We start from the raw sequence: 16,609 nt of genomic DNA, 5'->3' as shown, positions 1-16,609 counted from the left end.
ATCATATGAAACAGTATGAATATGTTGAATTAAAATATGAAGCTAAAGATGTATTGTTTCTCATGACTTCTGATTATAAGAAAATCATCAATGAATATGCAGAAAACGGATATTCCTATGTAGGATACATCCCAAAGTTGATTGATACAAAAGGATGCTTAAGAAAAATTGATTTGATATTTGAAAAAGCGAATTAGGCATTATTTAACTGTACCAAAAAAGGTGCAGTTTTTTTAATGCCAGTTTTAATTTGATATTATATAGTTTATGTTGAAAATAAAAGAATCCTATACATTCTTAATAAAGAATTATATGTAATGTAATTATAGTTTTGAAAAATGAACGTAACTTAATTTATGATTTTTTATAATGACTATCTATTGTATTATGAGTATCTTTGCCATATTCTATAAATATGGAGGAGATAAAAATGCAAACAAAAAAAGAAGATATAGAACAGAGGATTATCGAAGTAGCAACAGATGAATTCATGAAAAAAGGATACGAGAACACTTCAATGAGAGTCATTGCATATAAAGCAAATACTAGCCTCGGAAATATATATCATTATTTTAAAAACAAGGAACTCTTATTACAAACAATTATTATGCCAACATTAGAAAATATTGAATATATGATGGATCAGCATATATTCAATAGTAAAGATAATATGCTAACGAAAGATGAAGCAATGGCGTATGCAGATCATCTGGATGAATTATTTGAACAAAGTGAGTTAAGATGTTTTCTTGATAAAAAGGTCGTTATAATTCTAAATTTAGAGAGTTCTTCTTTGCTAGAGAGAAAAGAAAAACTATTAAAAAAATTACAAGAACATATACAGCTACATTTTTATATGCAAGAAAATGGGCATTATTCAAAATTGATAATAGATGTATTAGCAGATTGTTTAAGACATGTTCTAATAGAATATGAGGATATTGAACAAGCAAAGATAGAATTTATTAATGTATTCAAATTATTCAGTACAGGAATAATAGGTCAAATGAAGTGTCAGTAATCCAAAAGGAGCATAAGGTTATGGCAAAAAAGAGGATGCTAAAAATCAGCAGATACTATTTAATGTTTATGCTAGTTGCATGTACTGGCGCAAGTATATGGCAATTATATTTACCACAAATAGGAGAAGCATTTACAGATTGGGGTATATCTGTTGGCTGGCAACGTGAAATTTCGTTATGGAATATAGCGATTATTGTTTCAATTGTAATTGCTTTAAGAAGCAATAATACAGAAATGATAAAAATATTAGTTATACAATCAGTAATACTCTGCTGGTTACTTGGAATCAATCATCTTATTTCGTTGTTAATGAATTTCACTTTTAAATATTTGATTCACATATTAGGAATATTTGAAGTAATGCTAGTAGGGGGTGTATGGGGAACATATATTTTGTATAAATATTTCATTCAACAAAAATGTATCTCAATTGAACATATGAATTAAAACTGTGCCTAGTAAAAGGTGCAGTTTTTTTGAAACATACTTGTTTATTTTTTTGCATATATCGTAGACTAAATAATGGGTTTAAATATCTATATTTCAATATAAATTTTAATTCATTGACATAAAATTTTTATTCAATTAAGATTGAAATTGAGGAAGATCTTGCTCGAAATCAACGAGGAGGAAAAATAATATGTATCATGGAAGATTCAAAGGTAGTCACTATGATTGTGGTTTTCGTTGGGGAACTTTATTAAGAAAAAATAATAAAATTATTGCGAATCAGCATACATTTGTTGTCAATGAAGAAAAAAAGGAATTTGCTAAGCAATGTGTGTCTATTTATGAAAAATATTATCCAGAAATTTTAGATGAAATAAAAGGGATTGCTGATGGACAGCAAACGTCATATGAAGATATGCTCACTTTTTTATTGAGTATGTACTGTTTTGAATTCAATAATAAATGTACGTGTATGGCAATCAGTGATAAAAATCAAATTATCTTAGGAAGAAACAGTGATTTTTTAGTTGAATTAGAGAAACTTTATATGAACTGTTTGTATAATTTAGATAATTGCTACTCATTTAATGGAAATACGACAGCGTTTGTTGAAATGGAAGATGGTATCAATGAGCATGGCTTAGCAGTAGGGATGACATTTATTTATCCGCAGAACATTATGCCTGGAATGAATGCAGGAATGCTCGTTCGCTATATTCTGGAAAAATGTCAAACACTACAGGAAGCTATTCAATTTATTAAGACAGTTCCCGTTGCTTCTAATCAAACGATTACAATAGCAGATGCTTTAGGAAACATTGCAATAGTAGAGTGTAATAGTCAAAATGTTGTGGTCATTTATCCTTTAGAAAATGAAAATTTTGTTACTACAGCAAACAACTTTAACTCGTCACAAATGAAAAAATATAATGAACACAATATTGATGACTGGAATTCATCATTAAGACATCAAATTGCATATCAGTCATTAAAAAATAATGATTTATCAATGGAACTTATTTTTGATATATTATCTGGAAAGCATGGATTTATGTGTCAGTATGATAGAAGAAAAGGTGCAGATACTGTATGGTCTGTAGTTTATGATATTAAAAATAAAAAAATATATAGAGTTGAAGGAAATCCATCAAGAAAACAATATCAGGAAGATCATCGATTTAAATTTTCTTATTGATATAGTTAATGATTGTCAAACATTTTTTATAATGGGATAATGATTATATCAAGTACATTATAAAGGAGAAAATAAAAATGAAATTAAAGAACCCTATGTTAGTAGTCACTGATATAGATAAATCAGTTGAGTTTTATAAAAGAGTCTTTGGACTTCATGTGATTATGGATTTTGGAGCTAATAAAACTTTAACTGGAGGTTTGTCTTTACAGACAGTTGAAACATACAAAGAATTTATCAGTGCAAGTGAAATCACCTTTGGAGGTAATAATTTTGAAATTTATTTTGAAGAAGATAATTTTGATAAGTTTATTGATAAATTAAAAGAGTGTGACATTGAATATGTACATCCTGTTATAGAACATTCATGGGGACAACGTGTAGTTCGATTCTATGATCCAGATAAGCATATTATCGAAGTTGGAGAAAATTTAAAAGTCGTATGCAAACGTTTCTTAAATAGTGGACTGACACCTGAAAAAGTAGCAGAACGTATGAATGTACCCATGAAATTTGTAAATGCGTGTTTAAAGTAAATCAATAAAAATAGTCAAAAAGAAGTTATTTATATGGTCTAGAGATTGTAAGCATTATTTCAAACAGTCTCATTGCATTGAATTTCTTATCTCTTTATAATAAAGATAGGAGGTGTTAAAGTATGGCTAATGAAGAAAAAAAGGATTTTAATGCCATGTTACACGATAATAAAGATATGCCTAAGTTTCAGGTAATTACAGATCAAAAAAGTATTGAAAAATATGGTGGAAATAATATGTATTTTGCTCCACCAATTGATTACGACAAAGTCATGAAGAAAATACCTTATGGAAAAGTTATCACTATAGGGAAAATTCGAGAATTTTTTGCAAAAGAGAACGGTGCAGATTTTACCGAACCTATTACTGCAGGAGTTTTTGTATCTATTGCAGCATGGGCGAGCTATCAGCGAACTGAGGATGAAACTCCATACTGGAGAACATTAAAAGCAAATGGAGAATTGAATTCAAAATATCCAGGAGGTATAGAAGTCCAAAAAGAAAAACTTGAGGCTGAAGGACATACAATTATAAAAAAGGGACGCAAGAATATAAAGTATTATGTAAAAGATTATGAAGATGTACTTTTTGATTTGAATAAGGAACATTGAAGGTGATTAAAAAACGAAAGTGAGGGGAACTCATTTGAAAAAAGTTATTATATATATTCATGGTAAAGGTGGCAATTATCTTGAAGCTGAGCAATATAAGAAAAATTGCCCTGGCTTTGATATTTACGGAATAGATTTTAACGACTATCTTCCTTGGATTGTAAAAAATAAATTTGTTGATTTTTATAATAATGTTCAAAATACATATGATCAAATTTATATACTGGCAAATAGTATTGGTGCCTATCTAGCAATGCACTCACTACAGAAATGTAAAATCAAAAAAGCGTTATTTATATCTCCGATATTAGATATGGAGCAGTTGATAATAGATATGATAAATTGGGCAAATACTTCAGAAAAAGAATTGGCTGAGAAAAGAGAAATACAGACAGATTTTGGAGAAACATTATCTTGGGAATACTTATGTTTTGTTAGAGATAATCCAATAATATGGAATGTTAAAACTGAAATATTGTATGCAGAACATGATAATTTAACATCAAGAAAAACGGTAGATGAGTTTATAAATGATCATAATGCACATCTTACCATAATGGAAAATGGTGAGCATTGGTTTCATACTGATGAGCAAATAGAGTTTTTAAATAACTGGATGAAAAATGTCATATAACAAAAAAACTTATAGAAAGTTATAAATACGAGTTGAGGAGGTACATAGCCATAAAAAATATGATTGCATATTGTGGACTTGATTGTGAAAAATGTGATGCATATCTTGCAACAATGAATGATGACCAGGAGTTGAGAAAGAAAACTGCTAAGCTATGGTCTCAATTAAATAATGCCCCAATTTTTCCAGAGCATATTAATTGTCAAGGGTGTCGTGTTAATGGTGTGAAAACTGTATTTTGTGATAGTATGTGTGGTATTCGTCAGTGTGCATTGAAAAAGGGTGCTGGTACTTGTGGTGATTGTTCAGATTTAGAAAAATGTCCTATTGTTGGTGCAATTCTAAAAAATAATCCGTCTGCTTTAAAAAATTTAAAAGAATGAATTTTCATTTGAAAGGAAGTGTAAAAATGCCGACTTCTCATATAAAAGTACTGATTGATAGTGATATCCAAAAAGTTTGGGAAGTTGTTTTCAATGTTGATCAATACAAGTTATGGCGTAGTGATTTAAGTCAAGTAGAAATCATAAATGAAAAACAATTTATTGAATACACTAAAGAACATTTTGCTACTACTTTCACTGTTACTGTTGTAGAACCGTATAAACGTTGGGAATTTGATATGGAAAATAATAATATACAAGGTCATTGGATTGGTATTTTTATTTCTAAAGAAAAGCAAACAGAAATAGAATTTATTGAAGATGTACAAGCTAAAAAATGGTTTATGAAGCCATTTGTTAAATCTTATTTAAAGAAACAACAAGTACAATTTGTTGAAGATTTGAAGAAGTCATTAAAGAGGTATTGAAATTAAGGAGGGGGTATTCATGAAAATAGAGATTGGAAAGGATTTTCCTAAGTATTTCAAGTCTTCATACCCAGAAGAATTTGAATTGTTTTCACATTTTGAAGTGACAGCAGGAATACCTACAGTTTTATTTGCAGTGACGACTTGGAAAGAGAATGGGTTCCCAAATGTATGTTTTCATTCCTGGAGCAGTTTTCATGGAGATAAGACAGCTTTCTTTGCGGTGATGGGGAATTTATACCAACATACGCATACATATGCAAATATAAAACGAGATAAATGTTTCTGTATTAATTTTCTTCCTATTAGTTACTATGATCAACTTGTCAATACAATTCATCATAATCAAATTGAAGATGATGAATTTTCAGTAGGGCAATTGACACTTGATTATGCCAAAACTATATATGCGCCTGTTATTCGTGAAGCTTTTATCAATATGGAATGTACTTTAAAAGATATACAAGATTTGAGTGGAACAGGAATCACTGCAATGATTATTGGTCAAGTACAGCATATATCGGTTGATGAGAATTATGCACAAGGATATAAGCGATATGAAGAGGATGGATTTATGATGCTTATACCTGCACCTCAAGATCTTCTTACTGGAGAACCGAATCAATCTGCTATAGCTACAATAAAAATTGAAAAATACGATTAAAAAATAGAAAAAACAAAATTGAGTTAATTGAAGATGAAATATATTAAATAAAGATACTTTGAGTATGTTTCAATTGATTCTTTTTTGTTTTTCATTTATAATTATACATACCAAGAGTATGTAAAGGAGTGATGATGATGGCAAGAAATAAACATCCTGAAATAACAGTCAACAAAATATTAGAAGTCTCTCAACGATTATTCTTAGAAAAAGGATATGATAACACAAAAATTCAAGATATAGCAGATGAATTAGGTATGACAAAAGGAGCCATATATCATCATTTTGAGTCTAAAGAAGAAATCATGAATAAGCTGGGTGAAACCATGTTTATTCATAATAATCCTTTTGAGATAGTCAAAAAAAGAAAGGATTTAAATGGTTTAGAAAAAATGAAGTTAGTCATTCAACTTCATCAGTCTGATGAACACATGGTAGAATTGACAAACCAGGCATTACCACTTTTAGAAAATCCTCAAATACTAGCCAAAATGTTTGAATCTAATTATCAGAATTTGCTTCCTTATTGGCTTGAATTGATTAAAGAAGGACAAGAGGATGGTTCTATAAAAACAAATCAGCCAAAAGAGTTAGCTGAACTCTTCATATTAACGGATTTATGGATGATTCCATCACTGTTTCCTGGAAATGCCGATGACATCAAGAATCGTTATAAGTTTGTTACTATCATGTTAGGGAAGATAGGATTGCCGCTTTATGATGAAGAGATGATCGAAAAAATTGGTAAGTTACCATATTATAAATGAAAATATTGCCTTTTGATAAGGCAATTTCAAATGGGAATATACATACTTCAGGTATGTATTTGGTAAGAAGGAGGAAGAAAAATGACAAAAATATTTATTCATGGTTCAGGGCATAAAGGTAGCAGCTGGAATGAAGTGGTTAAGAATATGTATTATAACAAAGATATATTATGTCCAGATTTATCGTCAATTCTTAATGGCAAAGGAGCATGTTATTCTCATTTGTATTCTTCATTTGTTGAATATTGTCGTGAAATGGAAGGACAAATTGATTTATGTGGGCTTTCATTAGGTGGAATATTAGCTTTAAATTACGCTATAGAATATCCTGAAAAAATAAGATCATTAGTCCTTATTGGAACACCGTATAAAGTGCCAAAATTTATGTTTCTTATCCAAAATATTATTTTTAGATTATTACCAAAGTCAACATTTAAGGGTATGGCTTTTGATAAGAAAAATACATTTATTTTAGGACATTCTATGAAGAAGCTGGATTTTAGTCATAAAGTACAACTGATCAAATGTCCAACATTAATCATTTGTGGAGAAAAAGATAATGCTAATATGAAGTCAGCTTCTTTTTTATCTCAAAATATCACAAAATCAAAATTTGTTGTTATCAAACAAGCTGGACACGTTATCAATGAAGATAAGCCAAAAGAATTAGCATATATACTTGATCAATATTATGCTGGAATTGAATGACTCTTTTTCATTATAAGATTTTAGTTTATAAATATTTGATTAAAGAGATGAGCAAATCTCATTTCTATAAAGATTATACTGTGCTTTCTTTTAAGTAAGTACTTTACAAATTGGGTATATCAAAATATAATAGAATTGTAACTATTATAGGACAAGTGAGTAAGTTTATGGAATCCATTCATTCGCAAGATTTTAAAGATATTTCACGCATTTTATCATATTGAAATGATATCAAAATGTAATGAAAATCTTATGAAATCAGTATTTGTAAAATGGTTATTGGATGAATATGTAGATTTCATGTATTTAGCAAATGAATGGAAAATATTTGCTAGAGTTTTGACTTAATTTTAATAAGGAGGAATTTGATCATGAGAAAAAATATTCAAACAACTGAGGCTATATTCCCAATGCCAGTATTGATGATAGCGACTTATAACGAAGATGGAAGCATTGATGTTATGAATGCCGCTTGGGGAACAATGTTAAGTAGAGATCAGGTGATATTAAATTTAACTGAAACACATAAGACTGTTAAAAATATTAAACAAAGAAAAGCCTTTACTGTTAGTATTGCTGATGGTCAACATGTTGTAGAAGCTGATTATTTTGGAGTTGTATCAGGTCATAATACACCAAATAAATTTGAAAATAGTGGCCTTACAGCAACAAAATCAGAAAATGTAGATGCACCAATTATCAATGAATTTCCTATTTGCTTTGAATGTGAATTTATCGAGTATCAAGATGATGAGTATGGATGTGGAGTCATTGGAAAAGTTGTCAATGTTACTGCTGATGAAAAAGTTATGAAAGGAGACAATGTTGATATTGAATTAGTGAATGCTATTGCATTTGATCCATATACTCATGGATACTATACAGTAACAAAAAGAGTTGGAGAAGCCTTTAAGGACGGCTTAAAATTAAAAAAATAAGACTTTGATGAAAAGACAGATGATTAATGAAAGTTATCTGTCTTTTATAGTCTAAAGGCAAATAATCATTATACATTGAATGATATTGTGTCAAAATAATCAATGTAAAAAATAGTTATTGGAAAACTATCAAAATAGCATTAGAAACACATGGTGAAATGAAAGATTAATTTTATTGAAAAAGAAATGATGATATTACTAAAAATAATTTTATAAAATATATAAAAAAATTACTCTCATTTAATAGAAAGTGTTGATTGAATGAATTCTTTTGTTGAATTCATGTTTTTATTAGGACTGAACTTGTGTGAATATTCACATATCGTTATTTGTTTATCATATTGACTTATTTTTGTCAGTGTTCTTTTGCTTGTTTAATTTTGTTTAATTCTTCCTCGAGTTTTTGGAAACTTTTCTTTAAAAGATCATATTCTTTGTCTGAATGATCTGTTTGTGTATCTGGACTTTGTTCATCTGATTGATCAGAAGTTTGAAATAAAGAAAGATAGCTGCTATTAAGGGCTAATAAATCACCAAGTACATTAAAAAATGCGCCCACAATCGCTTGTTCATCAACTGATAAACTTTCTGTTAATGGAGCAACTAATAAAATAGCTAAACCATCAAGAGCGATAGGATGAATAAGGGGTAAGGACATTGTGATCACCATGAATATCATATGTTAAGGTTGATAATTTGAATATTATAAATGACTTGAGTTGGTTGAGTATGAGTAGATTTTTTTTCATAAGTTGAAATTTATATGCATAAAGCGTCATTTATGATATGATAATAGTGACTTTCAACAAGACTTAACGAAAGTAATGAAATCTTTTATCAAAGAATGGGAAGCGTGATATTTTGTCAAAAGTTAATGATTTAAAACACATGAATATTCAAAAAGTGAGACAATGTTTTTATGATGGAAAAGTATGGACAAAAACGCAGTTAGCTGATGTGACACAATTGTCTTTATCATCTATGACAAATATTTTACAACAGCTTTTAACGAACGAAGAAATATTTTTTATTGGTGAGAGTGCTTCAACAGGTGGGAGAAAATCACAACAATATGTTTTAAATCAAGATTATTGTCATATATTGAAGATTATTCTCAAAAGACAAATCAATAGTTATGAATTTCTATGTCAAAACGTTAATCTTTTCAATCAGGTTATTTCATCACAAAACATTTCTTCATTATATGGTAGTGTTGATGAATTGATATCATTAGTAAAAAATATTTTAACAAATGATACATCTATCAAAATGATTTGTTTGAGTATTCCAGGGGTCTGTCATGATGGTTATATTGATGTTTGTGATTTTGAATTATTTGAAAATGTGAATCTTTCACAAAAAATGAATGAATTTTATGATGGACAAATGGTTTTGGAAAATGATGTTAATATTGCCAGTATTGGTTTTTATCATCATTATCCAAAATGTCAGCATTTGGCATTTGTTTATCAGCCAGCTGTTCAATATATTGGATGCGGGATGATTATAAATGGAAAATTATATAACGGCTTTACACATTTTGCAGGTGAATTAAGATATTTACCGTTTTATACACCTGAACAACAAAATCAAATGTTAAAAACACAACCCAAAGAATTGTTGGAAAAACAGTTGTCGGCGCTTTGTTGTGTTGTCAATCCTGAAATGATAGGGGTTTGTAGTGATGTTATTGATTGTTTGGATGATTTTCATTTAGATGCTATTCCATGGAGACATAGACCACAATTGATTTATGTGAAAGATTTAGATTCATTGATAGAAGATGGGCTTTATCAAATGAGTATTCAAAAAATATTAGAGGAGGATAAATGATGACAAAAAGTTATATTGATTTACATATGCATAGTATGTATAGTGACGATGGAGAATATACACCAACACAATTAGTAGATATGTGCCATGAGGCAGGAGTGAAAATCATGGCAATTGCTGATCACAACTGGGTGAAAGCGAATAAAGAAGCTAAACAGCATGCTAATGAATTGGGGATGATATATATTCCTGCTATTGAAATTGATTGTACTTATAAAGGGGTTAATTTACATGTTTTAGGTTATGGTATTGATGATTGTCAGGATGCTTTTAACCAATTAGGTGAAAATATTGAAAAACAGGAAATTACATGTAGTATCAAGAAATTAGAGTTGACGAATGCTTTAGGGTTTGATTTGAAAAAAGAACAGTTGGATACATTATCAGCAAATGGTGTTTATACCGGTGAAATGTTTGGAGAAGCATTGTTAAATGATCCACGATATGAAAATCATGAATTATTGAAACCTTATCGTCCAGGTGGTTCAAGAAGTGATAATCCATTTGTGAATTTTTATTGGGATTATTATGCACAAGGAAAACCATGTTATACCGAAATTCATTTTTCAACATTAGAAGAAACGATAGCATTAATTCATCAACATGGTGGAGTTGCTGTGTTGGCTCATCCTGGTAATAATTTAAAAGGACAATTTGAACTGTTTGATGAAATGGTCACTTTGGGATTGGATGGCGTAGAATGTTTTTCAAGCTATCATACAACAGAAACAAATGAGTACTTTTATCATAAAGCGAAAGCATTCAATGTTTTATATACATGTGGAAGTGATTTCCATGGTAAAACAAAACCATCTATTCATTTAGGAGAAAATGGTTGTTTAAATCCACAGGAAATAGAAGACTGTTTAAAAAACTATCATCTTATCTGATGCAATAAAGCACTACATTCTTTGAAAGAATAAGTAGTGTTTTTTTATTTATCTATGAAGTTGTCTTTTTCTTTAAGCGCTTACATAAAAGTGATAAAATATGAATATGTAGGTGAGGAGGGAATGTATGTTAAGAGATTATAAATTTGAACAAATTGAAATTGCACCTGATATTGAAGAATGTCTAGAAAATGCAAAACTTGAATTATCTAAAAAGCAGATGGTATTAAAGGAAAAGAAATTGCCTGTTGTGGTTTTGTTTGAAGGATGGGGAGCATCAGGAATTGGCACAACTCTTGGCAAAGTGATTCAAAATATGGATCCCCGTTTTTATAATGTAGAAACAATGAATAAGATCAGTGAAGATGAACAAAGAAGACCATTCTTATATCGTTATTTTTTACGTATACCAGAAAATGGGATGGCAACATTTTATGATCATGGCTGGATGAATGATGTGACAAAACAATATATGCATAAACAGCTTTCGAAGAAACAATATCATCAAAGAATTGAAAGTATTCAAAAATTTGAAAGAACTCTCGTAGACAATGGTTATATTGTCATTAAATTCTTTTTTCATATTTCTCAATATGAACAGACAACACGTACTCATAAATTATTGAAAAGCAAGAATACAAAATGGCGTGTCAGTGATGAGGATTTGTGGCAGAATAAACATTATGAGGAATATTTGAATTTGTATGATGAGTATATGAATGCGACAAATGAAGCCTATGCGCCATGGTATATTATTGATGCAACAAATAAAAAATTGGCTCAATTACAGGTTCTTGAAACATTGATGAGTTGCATTCAGGAACGTTTAGAACATGCTAAACAGGATGTACCATTGATTGATAATGTTTTTGAAATGAGAGAAAGAATTCATTTAAAAGACTATGATTTGAGTGTAAGTATCAGTGAAGAAACATATCGTAAAGAATTGAAAAAATGTCGTAAAAAAATGATGAAACTACATAATAAACTTTATCGTAAAAAAATACCTGTGATTATTGCCTATGAAGGTTGGGATGCAGCAGGTAAAGGTGGAAATATCAAAAGAGTGACTTCTGGATTAGATCCCCGTGGTTATACTGTTTATCCTATTGCTGCACCTGATAAGAGTGAATTGAATCGACATTATTTGTGGCGCTTTTATAAACGTTTGCCAAAGGATGGTCATATTGCTATTTTTGATAGAACATGGTATGGACGTGTTATGGTTGAAAGATTAGAAGGATTATGTAGTGAAAATGACTGGCAACGTGCCTATAATGAGATGAATGAATTTGAAAAAGAACTTTGTGACTGGGGTGCTATTGTTATTAAATTTTGGGTTCAAATTGATAATCAAACACAGCTAGAACGTTTTACTGAACGACAAAATACACCAGAAAAGCAATGGAAGATTACCGAAGAAGATTGGCGTAATCGAGAAAAATGGGATTTGTATGAAAATGCTATTGACGAAATGCTTCAAAAAACGAATACAGTTTTTGCTCCATGGTATGTATTAGAGTCAGTAGATAAAAAATATGCACGTATTAAAGCAATGAAAATTGTGATTCGTGAAATTGAAAAAAGACTAGATGCATACAAAAAACAAGAATAAGACATCCCCTTATTCTTGTTTTTCAAATAATTGGAAATGAGCACAGGCATGCAAAATGCCATCATCATCGACATCATCTGTGATATAATCGGCAATAGACTTGACTTCATCACTGGCATTACCCATTGCGACACTGATGGCAACATGTTGTAACATAGGAATATCATTACCACCATCTCCAAAGGCCATAGTCTCTGATAAATCAATATGATAATGTTTTAAGAATTCATCAATGCCATGTTGTTTTGACCCACCGATTGGAGATATATCGCAAAAAGTTGGATACCATCTTGAAGCATGACAATGAGGCATGACTTTTAATAATTCTTTTTCTTCATTTTCATCAACAAAACACATACATTGGTATATTTTTTTATGAATCACCTGACTACAATCACGAGCAGGATGATCATCATTATGAGTAATGGCATGAACTTCATCAACAAGATGATTACGCATATTAAAATACTTTGTATGTTCTTCAGTAAAACCACAAGGGAAAGGCTTTTCTTTTAAATAGTCCAATAAAGCTGAAATATCCTGTGAATCAATTGTGTTTTCATAAATAAGTTCATCATTTGTAAAACAATATTGCCCATTTAATGTAATATAGCCATCAAAAGGGAAGTTCTGTAAAATATCTAGGCCATCTTTTCCTCTACCAGTTGCGATAAAGAGTTTGATTCCATTATTTTGAAGTCTATTGAGAGCATCAAAAGTTGATTTGGGAATTTGATGAGTTTTGAAACTGGCTAATGTTCCATCGATATCAAAGAATATAGCTTTTATCATTCAATGCTTACCTCCTTATTGCCCTATTATATCAAGTTTATTTCATTTTATAAAATTTTTTCATATTTTGTTTGTTTTCTGTTTTTTTGAAAAGAAGTGTTATAATGCAAAAAGGAGAGGGGCAGAAAAATGTTTGAAGTATTAGTGACATCATTAACTTTTGTTTTCATTATTATCATTGCATATACTCTCAAAAAAATAAAAGTTTTAAAAAAGAGTGATGCAAATATTTTAGCAACCATTATTATGAACGTAACGTTACCTTGTGCACTGATTACAAGTGCTAATGGAATTACCTTAGATATCACAATTTTTATTCTGATTTCTGTAGGAATTCTTTCTAATGTTACAATGATTATTATAGGATATTTCTTTTCAAGGAAAGAGAAATCAATTATGAAGGGTGCGTATATGATCAATGTGTCTGGTTACAATATTGGGAATTTTGTTTTACCATTTGTGCAATGTTTTTTCCCGGGAATGGGAGTGGCGTATCTATGTTCTTTTGACATAGGAAATGCATTAATGGGACTTGGAATAACATATGCTTTAGCAGATCATGTCGCAAGTGGAGAAAATCATTTTGATATTAGAGAAGTTTTTAAAAAATTATTTTCGTCCATTCCTTTTGATGTCTATTTATTGATTTTTGTGATGGCAATTTTCCAAATACAGTTCCCATCATTTATTTTATCTATGGCAGATACGATTGGATCGGGAAATAGTTTTTTAGCTATGATGATGATTGGGCTTATGCTTGAAATTAAAATATCACCTAGAGAATCACATCATGTTTTCAAGGTTTTGATATTAAGAATTCTAGGAATGATTGTTATTGGTAGTTTGGTTTTCTTTGTATTGCCTTTACCTTTATTAGCAAAAGAAATATTAATGATGGCTTGTTGTGCACCATTATCAACAGTTTCAGCAGTTTTCACACAAAGAATTGGATACAATGGAGATATGGCAGCAACAGCAAATTCTTTAAGCATTATTTTATCTATTATCATTATGGTTGTCTTGTTATTGATTTTTATTTGATTTTTTTATAAGGTATTCTCAATGAGGGGAGTATCTTTTTTTTGAATTTATGGTAAAATAGTCAGCAGGCAGGTGATCAGATGAATGATATAAAATTGTTGAAAACAACATCAAAACGTTATGATATTCTTTCACAGATGAATATTAAGACTTTAGAAGATCTGATTCATCATTATCCTTATCGCTATGCAATCATTGAAGAAAAATATCCTACAGATGAAGATGAGCATATGATCATAGAAGCGACTGTTATTTCGCCAATAAAGATTTTTTTTAAAGGAAGAATGTCAAGAATGACTTTTGAGGTTGAAGATCGATATTTACAACATTTTCAAGTCACGATTTTTAATCGTCATTTTTTAAGACAATACTTAAAGTTAGATACGACGATTACAATTATTGGGAAATGTCACAATCATCGTATTACAGCCTCTGATATTAAAATAAAAACATTAAACGAACTTGCAGGGATTTATCCTGTTTATTCATTGAAGGAAGGCATTAATCAAAAATCATTCAGACAATATGTACAAAAAGCTTTACGTTTATTAAAAGGACAAATTGTTGATGATATTCCTGAAAAATATATCATGCAACATCGTTTGATTCATAAAGAAAATGCTCTTTATTGCATTCATTTTCCAGAAAATAAAAAAGATATTCAGGAAGCTTTAAAATATTTGAAATATGAAGAATTTTTACAGTTTCAATTGACAATGCAACTGACAAAACAACAAAGAGTACAGACCATGGGAATTGAAAAGAAATTAGATGTTATGAAACTGCAAGATTTTATTTTATCATTGCCTTTTTCTTTGACAGCAGATCAACAAACATCTATTAAAGAAATTGTGACAGATTTGATGAGTCCACGTATGATGTATCGTTTTTTACAGGGAGATGTTGGAAGTGGAAAAACAGTTGTGAGTTCAGTGGCTTTATATGCCAATTATCTGGCGGGATATCAAGGAGCACTGATGGCACCAACTGAAATTTTAGCGACACAGCATTATAAGACTTTGAATGCTTTTTTTGAAAATACTGATGTTTGTGTGGAATTGTTGACTGGGTCTTTATCAGCTAAAGAAAAAGAACAGGTCTATGAAAGAATTGAAAGTGGCCAAGCTGATATTATTGTTGGAACGCATGCATTATTTCAAAAGAAAGTTCAATATCATAATTTAGGACTGGTCATTACGGATGAACAACATCGTTTTGGTGTGATGCAAAGAAAAGCATTAAAAAACAAAGGACATCAGGTTGATTTTCTGATTATGAGTGCGACACCTATACCACGTACGCTAGCTATTTCCATGTATGGCGATATGGATGTTTCTACAATCAAAACAATGCCTCAAGGGCGTTTGCCTGTTGTGACCAAATATATTCAATCTTCATCTATGAAACCTATTTTAAAAGAGTTAAAAAATTATTTGGCTCATGGTGGACAATGTTATGTGATATGTCCATTGGTTGAAGATAGTGAACATTTAGAAGCTAAAAGCGCTTCACAGATTGCAACAGCGATGCGGGCTTATTTTAAAACACAGTATCATGTTGGTTTATTACATGGACAAATGAAGGATGAAGAAAAAGAAAAAGTCATGAATGGCTTTTTCAATAATACAATTCAGATACTTGTTTCAACAACAGTTGTAGAAGTTGGCGTTGATGTCAAAAATGCCAATATGATGGTGATTTATAATGCGGAACGTTTTGGAATGAGTCAGTTACATCAGTTACGTGGGCGTATTGGACGAGGAAAAGAGCAGGCCTATTGTTATCTGATGAGTTCTTCAAAGGCACCTGAAGCTATTGAACGTTTAAAATATATGGAAAAGAGTCATGATGGTTTTGAAATTTCTTTATATGATTTGAAGTTAAGAGGTCCAGGAGAGGTTTTGGGACAAAGACAAAGTGGATTGCCAACCTTTTTGATTGCCGATATTATGAAAGATTTTCCTGTTTTATCTATTGCCAGAAAAGATGCTGAAGAAATTGTGAACGATTATATTGAAAAAAATGAATATTTTGGGCTAATTGGCAGGATACAGGATAAATTAAAAGAGAATAATGAATATATTGATTAAATATGTTATAC

General features: G+C 30.2%; 20 protein-coding genes. 18 read left to right on the top strand and 2 right to left on the bottom strand.

Features of this window, described 5'->3' with window-relative positions; translation table 11 throughout:
• The first annotated feature begins 5 nt into the window (after positions 1–5).
• The 13 genes from ACZYT4_RS03125 to ACZYT4_RS03065 all read left to right on the top strand — a co-directional run bounded on the left by ACZYT4_RS03125 (position 6) and on the right by ACZYT4_RS03065 (position 8,337).
• Positions 6–197: a DUF4177 domain-containing protein gene (locus ACZYT4_RS03125; RefSeq protein WP_463782190.1), complete on the top strand. Its 192-nt coding sequence runs from the start codon at positions 6–8 to the stop codon at positions 195–197.
• 233 nt (positions 198–430) lie between these two features.
• The gene (locus tag ACZYT4_RS03120) at positions 431–1,021 is read left to right on the top strand and encodes a TetR/AcrR family transcriptional regulator (protein WP_463782189.1); all 591 of its coding nucleotides are present in this window, start codon (positions 431–433) and stop codon (positions 1,019–1,021) included.
• Between the two features lie 20 nt (positions 1,022–1,041).
• Complete coding sequence (locus ACZYT4_RS03115; RefSeq protein ID WP_463782188.1) at positions 1,042–1,470, top strand: hypothetical protein; 429 nt, start codon at positions 1,042–1,044, stop codon at positions 1,468–1,470.
• A 193-nt stretch (positions 1,471–1,663) separates the two neighbouring features.
• Positions 1,664–2,668 (top strand): C45 family autoproteolytic acyltransferase/hydrolase, encoded by a 1,005-nt coding sequence (locus ACZYT4_RS03110; RefSeq protein WP_463782187.1) that lies wholly within the window; start codon positions 1,664–1,666, stop codon positions 2,666–2,668.
• A 77-nt stretch (positions 2,669–2,745) separates the two neighbouring features.
• Positions 2,746–3,204, top strand: coding sequence for a VOC family protein (locus ACZYT4_RS03105; protein ID WP_463782186.1), 459 nt, complete (start codon positions 2,746–2,748; stop codon positions 3,202–3,204).
• Positions 3,205–3,326: 122 nt separating this feature from the next.
• A complete protein-coding gene (locus ACZYT4_RS03100) occupies positions 3,327–3,815 on the top strand; it encodes an MGMT family protein (protein WP_463782185.1) in 489 nt (162 codons plus the stop codon).
• Positions 3,816–3,849: 34 nt separating this feature from the next.
• Positions 3,850–4,449 carry an alpha/beta hydrolase gene (locus tag ACZYT4_RS03095; RefSeq protein ID WP_463782184.1) on the top strand — a complete coding sequence of 200 codons (600 nt, stop codon included), beginning with the start codon at positions 3,850–3,852 and terminating at the stop codon, positions 4,447–4,449.
• 59 nt (positions 4,450–4,508) lie between these two features.
• Positions 4,509–4,832 carry a DUF3795 domain-containing protein gene (locus ACZYT4_RS03090; protein ID WP_463782183.1) on the top strand — a complete coding sequence of 108 codons (324 nt, stop codon included), beginning with the start codon at positions 4,509–4,511 and terminating at the stop codon, positions 4,830–4,832.
• Positions 4,833–4,858: 26 nt separating this feature from the next.
• A complete protein-coding gene (locus ACZYT4_RS03085; protein WP_463782182.1) occupies positions 4,859–5,260 on the top strand; it encodes an SRPBCC family protein in 402 nt (133 codons plus the stop codon).
• 19 nt (positions 5,261–5,279) lie between these two features.
• Positions 5,280–5,924, top strand: coding sequence for a flavin reductase family protein (locus ACZYT4_RS03080; RefSeq protein ID WP_463782181.1), 645 nt, complete (start codon positions 5,280–5,282; stop codon positions 5,922–5,924).
• 137 nt (positions 5,925–6,061) lie between these two features.
• Complete coding sequence (locus ACZYT4_RS03075) at positions 6,062–6,691, top strand: TetR/AcrR family transcriptional regulator (RefSeq protein WP_463782180.1); 630 nt, start codon at positions 6,062–6,064, stop codon at positions 6,689–6,691.
• A gap of 81 nt (positions 6,692–6,772) precedes the next feature.
• Positions 6,773–7,399 carry an alpha/beta fold hydrolase gene (locus ACZYT4_RS03070; RefSeq protein ID WP_463782179.1) on the top strand — a complete coding sequence of 209 codons (627 nt, stop codon included), beginning with the start codon at positions 6,773–6,775 and terminating at the stop codon, positions 7,397–7,399.
• Positions 7,400–7,770: 371 nt separating this feature from the next.
• Complete coding sequence (locus ACZYT4_RS03065; protein ID WP_463782178.1) at positions 7,771–8,337, top strand: flavin reductase family protein; 567 nt, start codon at positions 7,771–7,773, stop codon at positions 8,335–8,337.
• 355 nt (positions 8,338–8,692) lie between these two features.
• Here ACZYT4_RS03065 and ACZYT4_RS03060 read toward each other — a convergent pair whose 3' ends face one another.
• On the bottom strand, positions 8,693–8,995 hold the full coding sequence (locus ACZYT4_RS03060; RefSeq protein WP_463782177.1) for a hypothetical protein: 303 nt from the start codon (positions 8,993–8,995) through the stop codon (positions 8,693–8,695).
• 203 nt (positions 8,996–9,198) lie between these two features.
• On the opposite strand from ACZYT4_RS03060, the gene ACZYT4_RS03055 reads away from it, so the two are divergent.
• From ACZYT4_RS03055 to pap, 3 genes are all read left to right on the top strand, one after another.
• Positions 9,199–10,170 (top strand): ROK family protein, encoded by a 972-nt coding sequence (locus ACZYT4_RS03055; RefSeq protein ID WP_463782176.1) that lies wholly within the window; start codon positions 9,199–9,201, stop codon positions 10,168–10,170.
• Complete coding sequence (locus ACZYT4_RS03050; RefSeq protein WP_463782175.1) at positions 10,170–11,060, top strand: PHP domain-containing protein; 891 nt, start codon at positions 10,170–10,172, stop codon at positions 11,058–11,060. The genes ACZYT4_RS03055 and ACZYT4_RS03050 overlap by 1 nt, the downstream gene beginning before the upstream one ends.
• Positions 11,061–11,187: 127 nt before the next feature.
• Complete coding sequence (pap, locus tag ACZYT4_RS03045) at positions 11,188–12,675, top strand: polyphosphate:AMP phosphotransferase (protein WP_463782174.1); 1,488 nt, start codon at positions 11,188–11,190, stop codon at positions 12,673–12,675.
• 9 nt (positions 12,676–12,684) lie between these two features.
• On the opposite strand, the gene ACZYT4_RS03040 is transcribed toward pap, so the two are convergent.
• Positions 12,685–13,467 (bottom strand): Cof-type HAD-IIB family hydrolase, encoded by a 783-nt coding sequence (locus ACZYT4_RS03040; protein WP_463782173.1) that lies wholly within the window; start codon positions 13,465–13,467, stop codon positions 12,685–12,687.
• Positions 13,468–13,596: 129 nt separating this feature from the next.
• Here ACZYT4_RS03040 and ACZYT4_RS03035 point away from each other — a divergent pair, with 129 nt between their 5' ends.
• The gene (locus ACZYT4_RS03035) at positions 13,597–14,508 is read left to right on the top strand and encodes an AEC family transporter (protein WP_463782172.1); all 912 of its coding nucleotides are present in this window, start codon (positions 13,597–13,599) and stop codon (positions 14,506–14,508) included.
• An 80-nt stretch (positions 14,509–14,588) separates the two neighbouring features.
• Positions 14,589–16,598: an ATP-dependent DNA helicase RecG gene (gene recG / locus ACZYT4_RS03030; RefSeq protein WP_463782171.1), complete on the top strand. Its 2,010-nt coding sequence runs from the start codon at positions 14,589–14,591 to the stop codon at positions 16,596–16,598.
• The last annotated feature ends 11 nt before the right edge of the window (positions 16,599–16,609 follow it).

Source organism: Massilimicrobiota sp. mt181, from assembly GCF_055420065.1.
This window is presented reverse-complemented; position numbering and strand designations above follow the sequence as displayed.